The organism is Anaerococcus sp. AH8042_DFU013_CI05 (assembly GCF_047936775.1).
GTDB lineage: Bacteria > Bacillota > Clostridia > Tissierellales > Peptoniphilaceae > Anaerococcus.
Genome location: NZ_CP175954.1, coordinates 139,893 through 158,028, shown reverse-complemented (window position 1 = coordinate 158,028; position 18,136 = coordinate 139,893). Strand labels below are relative to the sequence as shown.

Genomic DNA, 18,136 nt, shown 5'->3' with positions numbered 1-18,136 from the left:
CTTAAATAAGTTTCCAAATATTTTTTGTATAGGCTACTGGATCTTCAATTTCTAGGCCTTCTATTAATTTTGCTTGATCTAGAAGTAGATTTACAATTTCATTCTTATTTTCATCATCTTTTGCATTTTCTAAAAGCTCATAAGCCTTAGAATTTTTATTTATTTCTAGCACTTTTTCTGCCTTTACAGCTGGACCTGTTGGATTATTTTTAAGGGCCTTTTCCATTTCTATCGAAATATCTCCCCTTTGTTTTATCATCGCAGGAATGTCTCCCATTTTTTCGCTAAATTTAATGTCCACAACATCTTCAGGCAGATTTTCTAAAAGTTTTTCGATTAACTCTTTTTGACCTTCATCACTTGTTTGCTCTTCATCTTCTTCAGCAAGAGATTTAAATTTAAGTCCATCATATTCTTCTAGCATTTTTACTAAAAATTCATCTATTGGCTCATCTAGTAATAATACATCCTGATCATCATTAACTAGGGCTAGGGCTGGTGAATTTTTGATTTTTTCTATAGAATCTCCTGTTGCATAAAGAATATTTTCATCTGTTGATTTTGCTTTTTCTTTATATTCTCTAAGTGAGATTAATTTATCTTCATTTTTAGAATAAAATAGCAATAGGTCTTGTAAATCTTCCTTATTTGATCCAAAGGATTCATAAATTGCCACTTTTATATTATTTCCAAATTCTTTGAAAAAGTCAGCGTATTTTTCTGGCTCATTTTTTTGTAAATCAAGCAAGTGCTTACGGATTTTTTTGTTAATTTGTTTTGAAATCACCCTTAATTGCCTGTCTTGTTGTAAGGTTTCTCTGGAAATATTTAGGGTAAGATCATCACTTTCTACAACACCTTTTGCAAATGAATAGGAATCATCTAATAAATCTTCGCTGCGGTCCATAATTTTTACACCGTGAGTGTATAATTGAAGGCCCTTTTGATAATCTTTTGAGTAATAATCAAATGGAGCTTTTTTCGGAATGTAAATTAGGGCCTTAAACTGAACTGTTCCTTCGGCAGCAAAGTGAATCCATGAAAGTGGTTCATCAAATCCAAAGTGTTGGTCTTGGTAAAATCCAATGTAGTCTTCATCAGATAATTCACTTTTATTTTTCTTCCAAATAGGTGTTTCAGAATTTAGAACTTCAAGCTCTTTATAATCTTCATACTTTGGATCCTCATCTGTGCTATCTTCGGAAAGTCTAGTTTTTGTAACTTCCATTTTAATTGGATAACGGATGTAATTTGAATATTTGCTTACTAAATTTCTGATTCTAAATTGATCTAAATAGTCATCGTAGTTTTCATCTTCTGTATTTTCTTTTAGGAAAAGTGTAATTTCTGTGCCTTGGTCATCTTTATGAGTTTCTGATATTTCAAAACCATCTGCATTTTCACTTTCCCAGAGATATCCAGTATCTTGACCATATTTTTTAGTTTTTACAACTACCTTATCAGCCACCATGAATGCAGAATAAAATCCTACACCAAATTGACCGATTAGGTCTTTGATATCAGAATTTTCGACAGTATTTTTAAATGATTCTGTGCCAGATTTAGCAATTGTTCCCAGATTTTCGATTAAATCCTCTTTATCCATACCAATTCCGGTATCTTTTATGGTTAAAGTACGATCATCTTTATCCACTATAATCTCTATATAATAATCATCTTTTTGTGTGTCATTGTCTGATTTTAAGTCTTTATAATATAATCTGTCCAAAGCATCGGATGCATTGGAGATTAATTCTCTTAGGAATATTTCCTTGTTTGTGTAGATAGAATTAATCATTAAATCCATGACTTTTTTAGCTTCAGCTTTAAATTCTTGTTTCATATTTCCTCCTTAGCACTCTAAGTGTCTAACTGCTAATATTATACTAAATAGACTTTATTTTTCAATTTGACTTAACTCTTTTCCCTTAGACACAAGTTGTTTTTGGATGGCAAGTCTTTCTTTTATCAGCTCATCTTTTCTCCTAGCTAATTTGTTTTTATTTATCATTGTTACAAAAATTAAACTTAAAATAAATATAACTATAAAAAATCCTACACTCTGATTAGTAGTTATAGAAAATTGTTTGACAATGAGAGTAGCAAGAGCTGATGCTATTAATGGTATGACAAATAATTGGAAAAATGATACATTTTTTCCTAGGTTATTTATCATTTCATTTTTTTCTTTTAATTCTTCTCTTAATTTTAATATTTCATCTGTTAATATCTTTTTTTGATCCATAATATTGACCTTTCTTTGATTTTCTATTATTATACTTATTATCGATAGGAAACATAATCCCTAGTAAATCACTTGCTAATACTAGTTTTAAAGGTACCATTATATTATAAAAAGGGGGCAGAAAAATGGAAGATACAAAACAAACAACTGGCAAAGTTGAAATCACTCGCGATATGCTAATCGGTGAGATTATTCAAGCAAAACCAGAAACTATAAATACACTCCTTATGGCAGGTATGGGTTGTATATCATGTCCTTCATCATTATATGAAACACTTGATGAGGCATGCATGGTACACGGCATGGATCCAGAATACCTACTTGAGGAATTAAATAAATAAAACTCGAGGCTAAAAGCTTCGAGTTTTTTGTTTATATATTTGTTAGTAATAAGTAAGCAAAAATTAAAAGAAATAAAGTTAAGACAACTATGATAATAATATTGCTGGTTTTATTATCTTTATAATCTGCTCTTTTATATTCAATTTTATCTATTAAAAGTGTAGCTGAATAAATTATCCAGATACTAAGTAGAAAGTGCCCCTTTTCTATACTATTATTGACTGCTCCACTGCCATTCCAATGGATTGGTATGAGGTCAGGTAAATTTATTATTGCAATAACTGTTAATAAATAAAATGCTATTTTAAGCAACCGATTAGCCTTATTAAAACTAGTTTTTTTCATAAACTCACCTCTTTTTTTATTCTAATTATATCTCCACATATCTATTATCATTGCTTAATTCAAACAAAAATCTTATAAAAGATTCCTTATAGCCTACAAATTTATTGGCTTTTCTTAAAGCGAGGACTCCTTCAAGATTCTCCCACCTAGCATCCGCTACTTCTTCTTTTTGTAATACCAGATCATCTAAATTTATATCGGCATGTAGAACATAAAAATCATCAAATCCTAGAGGGAAATTTGCAGTTAGACTTGGTCTTATATTTGTAAAATCAATCTTTATTCCAAGTTCTTCAAATAATTCTCTTTGAGCTCCGATAGCTGATGATTCCGTCGTGGACACTGCTCCACCACAGCTTACATCCCAAAGGCCAGGCATTTTTTTATTAAAGGTACGTTGTTGGATTAAAAGTTCGCCATTGCTATTAAAAATACACACATGGACAACCATCCTATAAAAACCCTTGGGTTGGGCTGATCCTCTTATATAAGTTTTTGTTGTTTTTTGCCTATTTTCATCATATAAATCCATTATTTCATCCATAAGCTCGCACTCCTTATAAATTCATACCCCAAATTATATTTAAAGAAAAAAATCCTAGCTAATGCTAGGAAAATTTTAGTCTGCTTTCATAAATGCATTTGTCAGTCTTGGAATGACTTGTTTTTTACGGCTAAGAACTCCTGGTGCAGAAATAGTTCCATTTTCTACCTTATGACCAAATTCTTCCTCTATATCTGCCACATGCTCTCCTACTACTAAGAGTTCACTAGTTTCGTTAAATATATCTGTAAGGACTAATACAAATGTAGTTTCGCCTTTTGAATTAATTTTTTCCTCCATAAGACTTACAATTTCATCACGTAGTGGTGCTAATTCTTCTGGATTCATAGTCATTACTTGACCTACTCTTACATCTTCACCAGCAATTGTAAAAGTTTTTACATCTCCCTCTACAATATCTGTTGGAGATTTTTCTTTTAGACTAGTACCAGCCTTAAACATTTGATTTGCAAATTCTTCTGGATTTATGTCTGCAATCTTACTCATGCGATCTAGGATGCGACGGTCAATATCTGTAGTTGTTGGTGATCTGAATAAAAGTGTGTCTGAGATAATTGCTGCACAAAGAAGACCTGCAATTTCTTTTGATGGTCTAAGCCCTGATTCAAAATACATTTCAGAAATAATTGTAGCTGTAGATCCCACTGGTTCTGCCCTATAAAATAGTGGAGCTGTTGTAGATATATTTGCTACTCTGTGGTGGTCTATAATTTCTATTATCTCTGCTTGGTCAATATCATCAATTGCTTGATTTTTTTCGTTATGGTCTACCAAAATCAATTTTTTCATATTTGAAGAAATAAGGTGGTATCTTGAAATAGAACCAATCACTTTTTTATTTTCATCAACTACTGGATATGATCTAAATCTTGATTTTGCCATATTTTCACGAACTATATCGATAGTATCAGCAGTAGAAAAATATACTAAATCATCATCAGTCATAACATGGCTTACTGGTATTGTCATAGGTAACAATCTTGATGTCATAAATGTGTTAAATTCAGTAGATAAAATTGTAACATCATTTTCATTTGCATATTCTATCAAATCTTCGCTGATTGTTGATCCATTTGTAAGGATTACAAGGGCAACTTTGCGAGTTATTAGATATTCCATATAGTCAATACGATTACCAACTATTACTATATCACCCTCACTAAAATAATTATCAAATTCTTGATTGTCATCATTCATAGCCATTACAGTCATCTTACCGTCAAATGGCCTTTGATTTTTTGGCATGGATAAGGCTTTTGCTGATAAAACATCTATTATATTTTCTATAGGTGTATCAGCCCTGCCTATAATTTTATCATCCCAAACATCCATATATGATTTTGTAATATTTGAAAGTGACGCAATACCAATTATTTTTCCTTCGCTATCAACAACCGCGAGCGAACTAGTAAGCCCTTCTTGAAAAATATCCCAGGCTACTCTTACTGGAATACTTGGATCTATTGCATAAGCCTTATCAATATTTAAGTCGCTAACTTGTAAAATCATTGACTCTTTTAAAACTGGTGCAGGAACATTAAAATATTCTAGAACAAATTTTGTTTCTGGATTTAATTTGCCAAGTCTAACTGGAATGGCCTCTACATCACCCAGTCTATTTTTTAAATCCGCATAGCAAATTGCAGAAACAATTGAGTCAGTATCTGGGTTTTTATGCCCGCTTATATAAACTGTATCTTTCATTACATCTCCTTAAATAAATTCAACTTTTATCATTTCTATTTTGTATCTATCTACTTCATCTACAGTAATTCTTACATTATCAACCTCAACACAATCACCTTGCTCTGGGATTCTGGATAGATGATCAATTACATATCCTCCTATGGAGTCGTTTTTAATTTCCTCAAGCTCCAAATTAAAGTAATCATTAAAATCACTAAGATGAAGGGATGGTTTTACCAAGTAAGAATTTTCTGTTAGTTTAAATATATCTTTATCATCTATATCATATTCATCATCGATTTCACCAACTAATTCCTCAACAATATCCTCAATGGTTACAAGACCGCTGGTGCCACCATACTCATCTATTACTATAGCCAGAGAAGCATTTTCTGCTCTCATATTTGTAAAAAGATCAAAAATGTGCATATTATCATACACATAGTATGCTGGTCGGATCAACTCTTCTAAATCTAAATTTCTACCATCCGCAATAGTAGATACTATATCTTTCATATGAAGTATGCCCAAAATATTATCGATATTTTTTCCATAAACAGGTATTCTAGAGTGGTTAGTTTCTTTTAGTATTTCGTTTAGCTCTTCTTGATCAGACTCTATGGATATGACTTCCATATTTGTTCTTGCTGTCATGATGTCTGATACATACGAATTTCCAAATTCAAATACGTTATTAATCATCTCACTTTCTTCGTTATTGATGACTCCTTGCTCTTCAGAAACATCCACGATAGTTTTTAAGTCTTCTTCTGTTACAAGATTTGTGCTTTCTTCCTCACCAACGAAAATTTTGGTAATGGCTCCTGTTATTTTTCCTAAAATAAAGTTTATTGGTTTTAAAATAATATCGAATAATCTAATAGGTCTAGCCACCTTAAGGGCTAACTTTTCACTATTTGCAGCTGCAATATTTTTTGGAGTAACCTCTCCAAATATAAGAACTACTATCGTTAAGATAATAGGTGAAATTACCGCACCTTTTGGACCCATTACTTCTGTAAAAAATATAGTTGCAATAGTTGTGGTAACTATATTTACAATATTATTTCCAATCAAAATGGTTGTTAATACTGATCCAATATTATCTACTAATTTTCTAACGAGTGGAGCCTTTTCTACTCCATTTTTTTCCATTTGTCTGATTTTAAAAATATTTACACTGGTAAGCGCAGTCTCAGATGATGAGAAAAACGCCGATAAAATAATGCCTACAATTATAACAATCAATTGCAATAGGTTTTTACTACTCATATATCCTCCATAAGTTATATATTTATTATAGTTTAGAAAAAATAAAAATAAAGAATTTTCGCAAAAATAAATAATTTGCGTATAGTAAGTCTGTATCATTTTAAATAAGGAGGAAACAATGGCATTTGAGTCGTTTAATGAGCGTACTTTTAAGTTACGCGAACATGGTACAGACCAAAAAACAGAAATCATGGCCGGTATTACTACTTTTATGACTATGAGCTATATATTAGCTGTAAACCCTAGTATACTTTCTGATGCTGGCATGGATGCTGGCGCAGTATTTACAGCTACAATTTTAGCATCAGTAGTGGCTATGCTAATTATGGCCTTTTATGCAAATATGCCTTTTGGTTTATCTGCAGGTATGGGTCTAAATGCATTTTTCACATATACAGTAGTTATGCAAATGGGCATGAGCTGGCAATTTGCTCTTACAGCAGTATTTTTAGAAGGTCTTATTTTTATAATCTTATCCTTTACAGGAGTCAGAGAAGCATTATTTAATGCTATACCTATCAATCTTAAGAAGGCAGTTTCAGTTGCTATCGGTTTATTTATCGCACTTATAGGTTTAATTAATGCTGGTATTGTAGGAGTAGGTGATATTTCACTAGAACTTGGTAATATTGCTTCAAAAGAAGGTTTTGTATTTTTTATTGCCCTTATTATCATGGTTGTTCTTACAGCTAAAAATGTAAAAGGTGCGCTTCTTTGGGGTATACTTGCATCAACTGTTATTTCATTATTTTTAGGAGTTACATCACTACCAGATGGAAATGCGATAGTATCGCGCCCACCATCAATTGCTCCAATAGCTTTTAAATTAGATTTTTCAAATATATTTTCATTTGAAATGTTCTCAGTATTATTCTCATTTCTATTTGTAGATATATTTGATACACTTGGTACACTTACTGGTGTTGCTACTAAAGCAAAAATGCTTGATGAAAATGGAAATCTTCCTGAGGGGTCAAAAGCACTTTTAGCTGATGCTATTGGTACAACTTTTGGAGCTCTTTTAGGAACTTCGACTATTACAACTTTTGTAGAAAGCTCTGCCGGTGTTGCAGAAGGTGGAAGAACTGGTCTAACAGCACTTTCAACTGCAGTATGTTTTGCAATTGCAGCATTTTTCTTCCCACTATTTTCAATCATCCCAGCTCAAGCAACAGCTGCAGCCTTGGTAGTGGTAGGATTATTTATGCTTTCGACAGTAGTAGAAATTAATTTCTCAGATATTACAGAAGCATTCCCAGCATTTATGACAATTTTAATGATGCCTGCAACATATTCTATTGCAGAGGGTATATCATTTGGTATGATTTCTTATGCTGGCATCAAACTTTTAACTGGTAGAGGCAAAGAAGTAAGCCCACTAGTTTATGGACTTGCAGTAGTATTTTTATTAAGATACATCCTTCCAGTATTTATGTAAATTAAAAAAGATTGCCAAAATAAATGGCAATCTTTTTTTTACATCTTTTCTTCTACAGATTTTACCTTATATTCCATATCGTGGTCACTATCACGTCTATCATCCATTTTTATAACTGTATAAACGCGATCAGATCCAGCTTTAAATACTTCTTCCTGCATTTTTCTTGCTATTTCAAAACATTTATCAGGGTCAGCTTCAATAACTGTTCCCATTGGGTTTAGTTTGTGTTTTACTCCCTCAGCCTCTAAAACCTTACTAGCACTTGCTACGTATTTACTAACTGAAGTTTCCTTTGTACCAATTGGTATTAAACATATTTCCATAATAGCCATAAATATTCTCCTTATAAATTTGTTTCATAAAATGCCTTATATATTTTGTAGGCATCAAAGTGATCTTCTATACCGCCTAGCTCTCTTATTGAGTGCATGGCTAAAATTGGTTCGCCAACATCTATAGAATTTATTCCAAGTCCAGTTGATGCAATTGGCCCGATTGTTGATCCACCAACCTTATCATTTCTGTTGTGAAATTTTTGAATTTTGCAGCCAATGCTATTTGCTAGGTCAATTAATCTTGCATTTGAAGCTATGTTTGAGGAATAAGCCCCATTTGCTGCAGTTTTTATTACCAAGCCCCTATTCATTTTTATAGGATTGGTTGGATCATGGTAGTCTTTAAAATTTGGATGGATAGCGTGGGCTTGGTCAGCAGATATTAGATAAGTATTTGCAAGAGCAATATAAAAATCTTCATCATCAAGCTCACGATTATCACAAAGTCTTTTTAAAGTATCTCTTAAAAATGGAGAAAATGCACCTGTTGGTGTTCTAGACCCTATTTCTTCATTATCGTTTAAAACTAATACATTATTTTTACTTGCATCTGCATCTACAAAAGCCATTAGTGAGGCATGAACTGATCCTAGGTTATCGATGCGGCCGATTTGGTACATATTGTTTATAATTGCACCCTTTTGCCTATCGTAAAGTCCTAAGTCAAAATCCAAAATTTCATCAGCTTTTATGCCAATTTCTTCAGCCAATAATTTTTCTAAGTATCCATTTCCAAAATTTTCTTCGATGGTTTGAATTATTGGATATAGGTGGTTTTGGGGATTAAGTTCAAAACCCTTATTTACTTCCCTATTCATATGGATAGCTGCATTTGGAATGGTTAGTAAGTCTTTGTCTATATTTACCAATTCACTTTTAATTTCCCCATCTTTTTTGTAGGAAACTTTCCCTGCAAGAGATAAGGTCCTATCTGTCCAAGTTGAATAAATCATACCACCATAAGGCTCAATATTTATTTTTAAATATCCACTATCATTTATCTCAGCGTTTGATTTTACCTTAAAGGTAGGGCTATCGGTGTGAGAACCAATAATATCAAAGCCTTTTGTCAAATCTTCGCCCACTGTAAAGGCAATCAGAGCTGTGTCATTACGGCTTACAAAATATTTACCTTTATCGTCTATATCCCATTTTTCATTTTCTTTTAGTTCTTTAAAACCATTGGCAGTTAAAATTTTTTTTGCATTTGCAACTGCAAAATAATTTAAGGGACTCTCATCAATAAATTTTATTAAATCTTTACTAAATTCTAAACTATTCATATTATTATATTACCCAACTTGATTAGGGTATCTATATTTAGAGAAGTTATAGTTTTTGACTATTTGGGATTTTATCCTTATAATAGTAATAATAAGTTATACATAAATTTAAATAAGGAGTAAGAATGAAAGAATTAAAAGATAAAATTCTAGAAGAGGGTGTAGTTCTTGGCGATGATATTTTAAAGGTAGATTCTTTTTTAAACCAACAAATAGATGTAGAATTAATCTCTAAAATGGGAAAAGAATTTGCTGAGCATTTCAAAGATAGAAAAATCGATAAAGTCTTTACTGTAGAATCATCAGGTATTGCTCCAGCCCTTGCAACAGCTAGTGAACTTGGTGTAAAATGCGTTTTTGGTCGTAAAAAACAATCTCTAACAACCAGCGAAGATGTTTACCATTCAAGCGTATTTTCATTTACAAAGCAAGTGATGAACGAACTTATAGTGAATAAAGAATTTATCAATGAGGGTGAAAATGTCTTAATGATTGATGATTTCCTTGCAAATGGTCAAGCAGCAAAAGGTATGATTGCAATAATCCGTCAAGCAGGGGCAAATCCAGTAGGTTGCGGAATAGTAATTGAAAAATCTTTCTCAAATGGACGTCAATTAATCGAAGATATGGATGTAGAAGTTTATTCTCTTGCTAGAATTGCAAAACTAGAAGATGGAAATATAGAATTTACCGAATAATATATGCCAGGTTGATCCTGGTTTTTTTGTACAAAAAAAGTAGCCATATCGGCTACTCTTTTTTTATATTTATTTTGCGTGTTCTGCAGCGTTTTTACCTGCTATTCTACCAAATACTGTAATATCTGCAATTGCTGCTGAACCTAGTCTATTTTTGCCATGGATACCGCCTGTTACTTCTCCTGCTGCATATAGACCTTCTATCCTTTTATCATCTTTTGTTAGTACTTCAGCGTCTGTATTTATTTTTAGACCACCCATTGTGTGGTGTACTGCTGGAGCTGCTTTTAACATGTAGAATGGTCCTTCTTCTATTGTCCATCCTAGCATTCTTAGGTTAAAGTCTGGATCTTCTTCTTTTTTAGAGTTTTCGTTAAATGTTTCTACTGTTTTTAATAGTTCATCTTTGTCAATATCGAAGTGATCAGCTAATTCTTCGATTGTGTCAGCCTTATAAAGGTTGCCTTTTTCAAATTGTTCCTCAGCTTCTTCTGGGTTAGATGCCATAGTTCCAGTAGTTTCATTTGATTTTTCATCCCAAAGTAGATATCCAACATGGTCTGTTTGTTCTTTAATTGCAAGTGAGATTTCTCTTCTAGTTGCTAGTTCTTCAACGAATCTGTCCCCTTCTTTGTTAACAAGAAGTGCTCCACCAACTAGTCTTGTATCACCTACATAAAGTAATCTACCTGTTTCAGGGTCACATACTGGATAAAGTTGGATTTTGTCCATATCTACTGTATCAGCTCCAAGTGATTCTGCCATTACGATACCATCACCTGTCGCTCCTGGTGAGTTTGTTGACTTAACGTGTTCATCGATTTCGTGGTCATTTTCATAAGTCATTTCATCGTTTGCACCAAATCCACCTGTTGCAAGTACTACTGATTTTGCATTTACTGTTAGATTTTCATCTGGTGTTTCAGCTTTGACACCTGCTACTTTGCCATCTTCTGTTAAGATTTCTTTTACGTCTGCTTCTGTGATTACTTCGATACCTAGCTCTTCACATTTTTTAAGGTAATTTTTGATTAATTCATTTCCTGAGTGAGCAGCTGGAATTAATGATCTTTTTACTGAGTGACCACCAAAGAACATCAAGCTATCTAGCCATTTTACACCGATGTCATCTCTTAGCCAATAAGCATCTTCTGTTGCATGGTCTGCTAGAACATCGATTAATTCTGGATTACCGCCTGCTTCCTTAACGTCTTTTGCAAATAATTCTTTGCTATCTTCAATACCATCTTTTTCTTGAAGTTCGTTTTCTGGAGCTGCCATTTCTCCACCAGAAATAAGTGTGTTTCCACCTACTTGTGGTAGTTTTTCAAGTAGTACTACATCTGCACCATTTTCTTTTGCTGTAACTGCTGCTGCAAATCCAGCACCACCACCACCTACAACTACTACATCTACATCTTTTGTAGCATCTGTTCTTTCTTTATCTTTGCTAGTGAAATCTTTTTGATAATCTTCTAGATTATGTCCACTTTCAGTAATTGCTGCTGAAACTGCTTCAATTAAAGCTGTGGATGAGAATGTCGCACCTGATACTGAATCGATATTTACTGACTGGTTTTCAATAATTTCTGGCACCATGTTATCGATCGCTTTTGCACCAAGTCCTTCTGTTTCATGGTGGTCTACATGGATATTTGAGATTTTATCTCCATCAAAGCTAACGTGAGCGATTACATCTCCCTTATATCCTTTAGCTTTCCCCTCAACAGCATCTGGATCAACTTCTGCTGTTTCTTTTTCTGTGTCCTTTTCTTCTTCTTTTGGTTCATCTACTTTTTTTGTATCTTCAGTCGATTGCTCGCTTACTGTTGTTTCAGTAGATGTATCTTTCTGATCTTGGTTAGTATTATTTGCACTACAAGCAGAAAGAATTAGTGACATTGATAATATGTAAGGTAAAATTCTATTTTTTTTCATAACTCCTCCATTTTTTAAAATTTTACTTATGAAGATATATTATCAAAGAAAAACGTTTTATGCAATGTACTAAAGCATATAGTTATTAAAGATAAACAATTTTTTGCAAAACAAAATATCTTATACAACTACAATTAATAATTTAATATAAGTTTATTTATATGAATATTTAATATTTTACTATATAATTTAAAAAAATGATAGATTTAGTTCTCTGCTTGCGAATATATAGGTAAAGGAGGATATATGGATGATAAAAAAATAATATCCGGGATAAAAAAGAAAAAAGAGCCTTATCTAAACGAATTTATAAATAAGTATGGTGGGATACTTAAGGCAAGCATAGTAAAAACTATCGGCCATAGAGATGATTTAGTGATAGAAATATTAAATGATACCCTACTTGCTATACGGGATAATATAGATTCTTTTGATGAAAACAGATCTTCTTTTAAAAACTGGTGTGCAGGAGTTGCAAAATATAAGGCCATTGATGCTATTAGAAAGGAAAGTCGTCACGAAAGTGTTGATTTAGACCCGCTTGAAAATAATATCAGTAATAATCAAGACTTTTCAATAGATGAAAGCGAAGAAATTTTAAAACTTTTAAGTGATGAAGACAGGGAAATTTTTAGAAAATTATTTATAGAAGGCTATAGCTATGATGATCTATCAAATATAACAGAAATCCCCAAAGATAGGCTTTATAATAGGGTTTCAAGATCTAAAAAGAAATTAAAATTACAACTAGGAGGTAAATATGACTAATATATACGATAAAATAAACGACATGGATTTTGATACAGATAGCATAGAATTAAATGATATTGAAAAAGAAAAAATGTTTAGAAACGCAAAATCTTATGCCAAAAAAACTAATAAAAATAAATTAATAGCAAGCGCTGCAGCAGCCCTACTTATAGCTGGACTTATGACACCTCCAGTAAGAGCAGAAGTTTTAAAATTTACAACCGATATTAAAGTTTCAATGATGGATGCCTTTGGTGCAAGTCCTGATTCTTATAAATATATAACTGAGCTTGACGAATCCGTAAAAGTTGGTGATGATAGTTTTGTAATAGAAGATATTGCCTTTGAAGATAATAAGGCATTTATAAATACCCTTAGAGATAGTGATGGATCTAAGGAAAGTCAACTTTCAGAAAATGAAGCTTGTGTTTATAAAATTGTTGTAGATGGAGTAACATACAAGGCTTTGGGTAGCTCTAGAAGTTCTGGCCTATTAGAAGATGGAAAAACAATATCCGAAGTTAGCATGATAAATTTTGATAAAGAATTTCCAACTCTTAATAATGCTGATGTTGACCTTTATTATACTAATGGTAATTCAACTAAAATAATATCAACTAAAGCTAGTACAAATACAGTTAATGAAGAAAATGTAATCTTTGCAAAAGATCAAAAATTAAAAAATAGATCAGTGATTTCTCTAATGAAGTTAAATCCAATTACTATGACTGCTATTATTAAAAACCTTGAAACAGACTATTATTATCAAATCGAGGGAACCAATAATGAAGGAAAAACTTTATTACTTGATGAAAGAATAAACGAAAATGGTGAAGTAACTTTTATTTACAACAAAGACTTTTCAGATATGACTTTAGATGAAATAAAAAATGCAGATATAATAAACTTTGTTCTTAAGGGAACTAGGATCAACAAAGAATCTGGAAAAGAAATTAATGGTGAATATAAAACTATAGAAGAATTCACATATAAAAAATAATAGGTATAAATACTAAAAAACCGGCTGAATGCCGGTTTTCTTAAATTAACTATTTACAATAACATCAACTTGTTCATGGATAACTGATAAGTTGTGTTTGTTTTCTGATGAATAGGCAAAGATTAGCCCCTCATCATCTATATTTAATTTATTTTTTATAGCTTTGATATGTTTTGTAAGTTGGTTTTTAGAAATTTTATCATACTTTGTTGCAATTACAAATCCTGTAAAACCTGATTCCAGTATCCATTCATACATTTGCAAGTCTAATTGGGTTGGCTCGTGGCGAATATCTACCAAAAGAAAAACTTCTTTTAAATTTTCTCTTTGATGGAGATATTCATTGATTAGTTTGTCCCATTTTGCTTTTTCAGTTTTAGAAACTTTTGCATAGCCATAACCTGGCAAGTCTACCAATCTAAATTTATTATCTATATTATAAAAATTTATAGTGCGAGTTTTGCCTGGTTTGGAGGAAGTTTTTGCTAAATTTCTCCTAGCTAAGAAAGCATTTATAAATGAGGACTTGCCCACATTTGAGCGGCCAACAAAGGCAATTTCTTCAATTGACTCGTCTGGCCATTGGGATTTAAATCCTGCGACTTGTTCTAATTCAATTTCTTTAAATTTCATATTAAAGCCCTATCTATTACTTCAGAAACGTTGGAAACTTCTATAAAGTTAATCTTATCCCTAATTTCTTTTGGAATATCTTCGGTATCTCTTTTGTTTTCTTTTGGAATGATTACATCACTGATACCGTAAGAATAGGCAGCAAGTGCTTTTTCTTTTAGTCCACCTATTGGCAATACATCGCCTGTTATGGTCACTTCGCCAGTCATAGCAATATCATTTCTAACTTTTTTGCCAGTTAGAGAGGAAACCATAGCTGTTGTCATTGTAATACCTGCTGATGGGCCATCTTTTGGTGTTGCCCCTTCTGGTATGTGAACGTGGATGTCTTTGTTATCGTAAAATTTGCCACGAATGCCAAGTTCTTTTGCATTTGATCGGATGTAAGTCATAGCTGCTTGACCAGATTCTTTCATCACATCACCAAGGGAACCAGTAAATTCGACATTTCCCTTGCCTTCCATAACATTTGCTTCTATTGTTAGCATAGTACCGCCAACTGAAGTCCATGCAAGTCCATTTACAACACCAACCTTGCTTTCTTTTGAAATATGATCTTCGAAAAATCTTTCTTTGCCAAGATATTTACTATAATTTGCCATAGTAACTCTAACTTGGTTTTTGCCTTCTAGGATTTCTTTTACTGCTCGTCTGCAAATTTTTGCAATAAGTCTTTCAAGTTCACGCACTCCCGCTTCTCTTGTGTAATTTTTAATAATTACTTCAAGAACAGCATCAGAAATTGAAAGTTCATCTTTATTTAGACCATTTTTTTCCATTTCTTTAGAAACTAGATATTTTTTGGCAATATTTAGCTTCTCACCTTGGGTATAGCCTGAAATTTCAATCATTTCTAGCCTATCATAAAGAGCATCCGGGATTTCATTTGGGTCATTTGCTGTTGTGATAAAAAATACATCTGACAAATCAAATGGTATATCTAGATACCTATCGATAAATTTGTCATTTTGTTCTGGATCTAAGACTTCAAGCAAGGCTGATGATGGGTCTCCCCTAAAATCTGATCCTAATTTGTCAATCTCATCTAAAAGAAAAACAGGATTTTTAACTCCAACGCGGTTAATATTTGATAAAAGTCTACCTGCCATAGCTCCGACATAAGTTCTTCTGTGACCACGAATTTCACTTTCATCAGTCACACCACCCAGACGCATCGATACAAATTCGCGATCAAGGGCCCTTGCAATTGATTTTGCAATTGAAGTTTTACCAACTCCCGGAGGACCTACCAGACAAATTACAGTTCCTTGATTGTTTTTATTTTTTATTCTTACAGCAATAGACTCTAAGATACGTTCTTTTACTTCATCTAGACCATAGTGATCCTCATCAAGAACAATATCTGCCCTTTTTATATCAAGAACATCTTTGGTTTTTTTACTCCATGGTAGATTTACAGCAAAATCAAGATATGCGCTTAAAACTCCATAGTCTGGACTCATTTCTGGAATTGCATCTAATCTTTCTGCATCCTTTAATAGAGCATTTTTGCTTTCCTTATCGATTTTTAATTTCCCAATCTTATCAGCAAGCTCCATAGCTTCGCTTTCAAATTCGCCATTTGCTTCGCTAAGCTCGCGACGTATTACCTCTATTTTTTCTCTTAGATAATATTCTTTTTGTGATTGGTTGATATTATCTTGGACTTCTTGGTCAATTTCTAGACTTAAATTTTTAAGTTCTATTTCTTTTGACAATATGCTATGAAGAAGACTCAATCGTTTTTGTGCATCTAGCTCTTTTAATAGGCCATAATACTCCTCAGCTTTTAAGTCCAAATGATAAATAATTATATCTGCAAGTCTGTGAAGGTTATATACTTCACCGATAGAAAATGCAGATTCATCAATATTATTGCCATCTAGTTCAATATATTTTTTGAAATCTTCAATTAAAAGCTTCCTTAAAGCTTCTTTTTTGTTAGAATCCTCTTCGTTTTCCTCGATATATTCGTATTGTTCAACCTCAGCTTTATAAAATCCTTCGCCAAGTTTTATCTCATTAATTTTTGCTACTGCTTTTGCTTGGACATAGACTCTTATGTCCCCGTTAGGTAAGCTAAATGATTCTTTAATGCTTACAACCATACCATAATCGTATAGGGCATCCGCACTAGGATTTTCATCAAAAACATTTTTTTGATTAACTAAAAATACTTCTTTGTCTCTTATATTTGCATCTTCAATAGCATTTTTTGATATAGGTCTAGCACAATCAAAATTTAAAATAGTATTTGGAAATGCCCATAGTCCTCTAAGTGGAACAAGTGGATATTCATTTGTGCTTACTTTATAAACATCTGCCATTTTTAACTCCCGTTTAAAAAAGGGAATGGCTAGCCACTCCCTCTACTTATCTTTTCTTATATTTAAGTTTTGAGTGATCCTTAATAGAATCTTTTGTAACAACTACTTCTTTTATGTCAGTTTTTGATGGAATTTCATACATCACATCTAAAAGTAAATCTTCTAGTATCGTCCTTAGTCCACGTGCACCTGTTTTTTGTTCAATTGCTTTTTGGGCAATTTCATGTAGAGCCTTTTCTTCAAATGTAAGTTTTACATTGTCTAATTCAAATAATTTTTGGTATTGTTTGATTAATGAATTTTTTGGCTCTTTTAGGATGCGGATTAGGGCATCTTCATCTAGGCTATCTAGGGTTACAATTATTGGCACCCTACCTATAAATTCTGGTATAAGACCAAATTTTAGTAAATCTTCAGTGTTTACATCTTTAAGATTTGCCTTATGGTTAGCTGCAACTAGTTCTGCACCAAAACCTATAGTTTTTTGAGCTTGACGTCGATTGATAATATCTTCAATGCCATCAAAAGCTCCACCTAATATGAATAAAATATTGCTAGTATCAACTTGGATATATTCTTGACTTGGATGTTTTCTACCACCTTGAGGTGGTACATTTGCCTCAGTTCCTTCAATTAATTTTAAAAGAGCTTGTTGGACACCTTCACCAGATACATCACGTGTTATAGAAGGATTTTCACTTTTACGAGTAATTTTATCTATCTCATCCACATAAATAATCCCTTGCTCAGCAGCTTCAATATTGTAATCTGCGGCTTGGATTAATTTTAAAATGATATTTTCTACATCTTCACCCACATATCCTGCTTCTGTAAGACTTGTGGCATCTGCAATTGCAAATGGGACATTAAGCTTACGGGCGAGGGTTTGAGCTAAGAGTGTCTTTCCTGAACCAGTTGGTCCTAATAAAAGGATATTTGATTTTGATAGTTCTACTTGATCAATGTCGCTATCATTTGCATTTATCCTTTTGTAATGGTTATAGACTGCTACTGCCAAAGTTTTTTTGGCTGCATCTTGGCCTATTACATATTCATTTAAAAAATCATTTATTTCTGCTGGAGTTGATAAATCTACCTCACCATTTTCATCAAAGTAGTTTTCATCAAATTTTACTTCTGCATTTATTATCTCGTCGCAAAGACTTACACATTCATTGCAAATATAAGCATCTGGTCCTGCAATGATGCGTTCTACTTGAGAACTATCTTTGCCACAAAACGAGCATTTTACATCTTCACCTTCGAAGTTTGCCAT

At 32.6% G+C, this 18,136-nt stretch carries 17 protein-coding genes; 5 read left to right on the top strand and 12 right to left on the bottom strand.

Annotated features, from left to right (window positions below; all coding sequences use genetic code 11):
- Position 1 precedes the first annotated feature (1 nt).
- Both htpG and ACKRLN_RS00885 read right to left on the bottom strand, forming a co-directional pair.
- Entirely contained in the window at positions 2 to 1,843 is a 1,842-nt protein-coding gene (htpG, locus tag ACKRLN_RS00890) for a molecular chaperone HtpG (protein ID WP_416334959.1), read from the bottom strand.
- Positions 1,844 to 1,897: 54 nt separating this feature from the next.
- The gene (locus ACKRLN_RS00885; RefSeq protein WP_416334958.1) at positions 1,898 to 2,245 is read right to left on the bottom strand and encodes a hypothetical protein; all 348 of its coding nucleotides are present in this window, start codon (positions 2,243 to 2,245) and stop codon (positions 1,898 to 1,900) included.
- 125 nt (positions 2,246 to 2,370) lie between these two features.
- On the opposite strand from ACKRLN_RS00885, the gene ACKRLN_RS00880 reads away from it, so the two are divergent.
- Entirely contained in the window at positions 2,371 to 2,586 is a 216-nt protein-coding gene (locus tag ACKRLN_RS00880) for a DUF1858 domain-containing protein (RefSeq protein ID WP_296141652.1), read from the top strand.
- A gap of 31 nt (positions 2,587 to 2,617) precedes the next feature.
- Here the strand turns inward: ACKRLN_RS00880 and ACKRLN_RS00875 are convergent, their stop codons facing one another.
- The 4 genes from ACKRLN_RS00875 to ACKRLN_RS00860 all read right to left on the bottom strand — a co-directional run bounded on the left by ACKRLN_RS00875 (position 2,618) and on the right by ACKRLN_RS00860 (position 6,455).
- Positions 2,618 to 2,932 (bottom strand): DUF1648 domain-containing protein, encoded by a 315-nt coding sequence (locus tag ACKRLN_RS00875; RefSeq protein WP_416334957.1) that lies wholly within the window; start codon positions 2,930 to 2,932, stop codon positions 2,618 to 2,620.
- A 25-nt stretch (positions 2,933 to 2,957) separates the two neighbouring features.
- The gene (locus tag ACKRLN_RS00870) at positions 2,958 to 3,476 is read right to left on the bottom strand and encodes an NUDIX hydrolase (protein ID WP_416334956.1); all 519 of its coding nucleotides are present in this window, start codon (positions 3,474 to 3,476) and stop codon (positions 2,958 to 2,960) included.
- 75 nt (positions 3,477 to 3,551) lie between these two features.
- On the bottom strand, positions 3,552 to 5,201 hold the full coding sequence (locus ACKRLN_RS00865) for a putative manganese-dependent inorganic diphosphatase (protein WP_416334955.1): 1,650 nt from the start codon (positions 5,199 to 5,201) through the stop codon (positions 3,552 to 3,554).
- A 9-nt stretch (positions 5,202 to 5,210) separates the two neighbouring features.
- Entirely contained in the window at positions 5,211 to 6,455 is a 1,245-nt protein-coding gene (locus tag ACKRLN_RS00860; RefSeq protein ID WP_295883413.1) for a hemolysin family protein, read from the bottom strand.
- Between the two features lie 118 nt (positions 6,456 to 6,573).
- On the opposite strand from ACKRLN_RS00860, the gene ACKRLN_RS00855 reads away from it, so the two are divergent.
- Positions 6,574 to 7,893: an NCS2 family permease gene (locus ACKRLN_RS00855; protein ID WP_203127286.1), complete on the top strand. Its 1,320-nt coding sequence runs from the start codon at positions 6,574 to 6,576 to the stop codon at positions 7,891 to 7,893.
- A 38-nt stretch (positions 7,894 to 7,931) separates the two neighbouring features.
- Here the strand turns inward: ACKRLN_RS00855 and ACKRLN_RS00850 are convergent, their stop codons facing one another.
- Together ACKRLN_RS00850 and ACKRLN_RS00845 are read right to left on the bottom strand one after the other, a co-directional pair.
- Entirely contained in the window at positions 7,932 to 8,228 is a 297-nt protein-coding gene (locus ACKRLN_RS00850; RefSeq protein WP_203127285.1) for an MTH1187 family thiamine-binding protein, read from the bottom strand.
- Positions 8,229 to 8,239: 11 nt separating this feature from the next.
- Entirely contained in the window at positions 8,240 to 9,514 is a 1,275-nt protein-coding gene (locus tag ACKRLN_RS00845) for a M18 family aminopeptidase (protein WP_416334954.1), read from the bottom strand.
- Between the two features lie 125 nt (positions 9,515 to 9,639).
- Here ACKRLN_RS00845 and ACKRLN_RS00840 point away from each other — a divergent pair, with 125 nt between their 5' ends.
- Positions 9,640 to 10,212 (top strand): xanthine phosphoribosyltransferase, encoded by a 573-nt coding sequence (locus tag ACKRLN_RS00840; RefSeq protein WP_296141661.1) that lies wholly within the window; start codon positions 9,640 to 9,642, stop codon positions 10,210 to 10,212.
- Between the two features lie 69 nt (positions 10,213 to 10,281).
- On the opposite strand, the gene ACKRLN_RS00835 is transcribed toward ACKRLN_RS00840, so the two are convergent.
- On the bottom strand, positions 10,282 to 12,150 hold the full coding sequence (locus tag ACKRLN_RS00835) for a flavocytochrome c (RefSeq protein ID WP_296141663.1): 1,869 nt from the start codon (positions 12,148 to 12,150) through the stop codon (positions 10,282 to 10,284).
- A gap of 246 nt (positions 12,151 to 12,396) precedes the next feature.
- Here ACKRLN_RS00835 and ACKRLN_RS00830 point away from each other — a divergent pair, with 246 nt between their 5' ends.
- Positions 12,397 to 12,918 (top strand): sigma-70 family RNA polymerase sigma factor, encoded by a 522-nt coding sequence (locus ACKRLN_RS00830; protein ID WP_416334953.1) that lies wholly within the window; start codon positions 12,397 to 12,399, stop codon positions 12,916 to 12,918.
- Entirely contained in the window at positions 12,911 to 13,900 is a 990-nt protein-coding gene (locus ACKRLN_RS00825) for a hypothetical protein (RefSeq protein ID WP_416334952.1), read from the top strand. The genes ACKRLN_RS00830 and ACKRLN_RS00825 overlap by 8 nt, the downstream gene beginning before the upstream one ends.
- A gap of 45 nt (positions 13,901 to 13,945) precedes the next feature.
- Here the strand turns inward: ACKRLN_RS00825 and yihA are convergent, their stop codons facing one another.
- Genes yihA through clpX form a run of 3 tightly spaced genes read right to left on the bottom strand, consistent with a single transcriptional unit; the run spans position 13,946 to position 18,136 of the window.
- Positions 13,946 to 14,533 (bottom strand): ribosome biogenesis GTP-binding protein YihA/YsxC, encoded by a 588-nt coding sequence (yihA, locus tag ACKRLN_RS00820; protein WP_416334951.1) that lies wholly within the window; start codon positions 14,531 to 14,533, stop codon positions 13,946 to 13,948.
- Entirely contained in the window at positions 14,530 to 16,860 is a 2,331-nt protein-coding gene (lon, locus tag ACKRLN_RS00815; RefSeq protein WP_416334950.1) for an endopeptidase La, read from the bottom strand. The genes yihA and lon overlap by 4 nt, the downstream gene beginning before the upstream one ends.
- A 46-nt stretch (positions 16,861 to 16,906) precedes the next feature.
- Entirely contained in the window at positions 16,907 to 18,136 is a 1,230-nt protein-coding gene (gene clpX / locus ACKRLN_RS00810) for an ATP-dependent Clp protease ATP-binding subunit ClpX (RefSeq protein WP_295883443.1), read from the bottom strand.

Bases quoted from the DNA above. Each gene is read 5' to 3' on its own strand.
- htpG (WP_416334959.1), bottom strand. From the start codon at position 1,843: ATGAAACAAGAATTTAAAGCTGAAGCTAAAAAAGTCATGGATTTAATG.
- ACKRLN_RS00865 (WP_416334955.1), bottom strand. From the start codon at position 5,201: ATGAAAGATACAGTTTATATAAGCGGGCATAAAAACCCAGATACTGAC.
- ACKRLN_RS00855 (WP_203127286.1), top strand. From the start codon at position 6,574: ATGGCATTTGAGTCGTTTAATGAGCGTACTTTTAAGTTACGCGAACAT.
- ACKRLN_RS00840 (WP_296141661.1), top strand. From the start codon at position 9,640: ATGAAAGAATTAAAAGATAAAATTCTAGAAGAGGGTGTAGTTCTTGGC.
- ACKRLN_RS00870 (WP_416334956.1), bottom strand. From the start codon at position 3,476: ATGGATGAAATAATGGATTTATATGATGAAAATAGGCAAAAAACAACA.
- yihA (WP_416334951.1), bottom strand. From the start codon at position 14,533: ATGAAATTTAAAGAAATTGAATTAGAACAAGTCGCAGGATTTAAATCC.
- lon (WP_416334950.1), bottom strand. From the start codon at position 16,860: ATGGCAGATGTTTATAAAGTAAGCACAAATGAATATCCACTTGTTCCA.
- clpX (WP_295883443.1), bottom strand. From the start codon at position 18,136: ATGGCAAACTTCGAAGGTGAAGATGTAAAATGCTCGTTTTGTGGCAAA.
- ACKRLN_RS00830 (WP_416334953.1), top strand. From the start codon at position 12,397: ATGGATGATAAAAAAATAATATCCGGGATAAAAAAGAAAAAAGAGCCT.
- ACKRLN_RS00860 (WP_295883413.1), bottom strand. From the start codon at position 6,455: ATGAGTAGTAAAAACCTATTGCAATTGATTGTTATAATTGTAGGCATT.
- ACKRLN_RS00825 (WP_416334952.1), top strand. From the start codon at position 12,911: ATGACTAATATATACGATAAAATAAACGACATGGATTTTGATACAGAT.
- ACKRLN_RS00885 (WP_416334958.1), bottom strand. From the start codon at position 2,245: ATGGATCAAAAAAAGATATTAACAGATGAAATATTAAAATTAAGAGAA.
- ACKRLN_RS00835 (WP_296141663.1), bottom strand. From the start codon at position 12,150: ATGAAAAAAAATAGAATTTTACCTTACATATTATCAATGTCACTAATT.
- ACKRLN_RS00880 (WP_296141652.1), top strand. From the start codon at position 2,371: ATGGAAGATACAAAACAAACAACTGGCAAAGTTGAAATCACTCGCGAT.
- ACKRLN_RS00875 (WP_416334957.1), bottom strand. From the start codon at position 2,932: ATGAAAAAAACTAGTTTTAATAAGGCTAATCGGTTGCTTAAAATAGCA.
- ACKRLN_RS00850 (WP_203127285.1), bottom strand. From the start codon at position 8,228: ATGGCTATTATGGAAATATGTTTAATACCAATTGGTACAAAGGAAACT.
- ACKRLN_RS00845 (WP_416334954.1), bottom strand. From the start codon at position 9,514: ATGAATAGTTTAGAATTTAGTAAAGATTTAATAAAATTTATTGATGAG.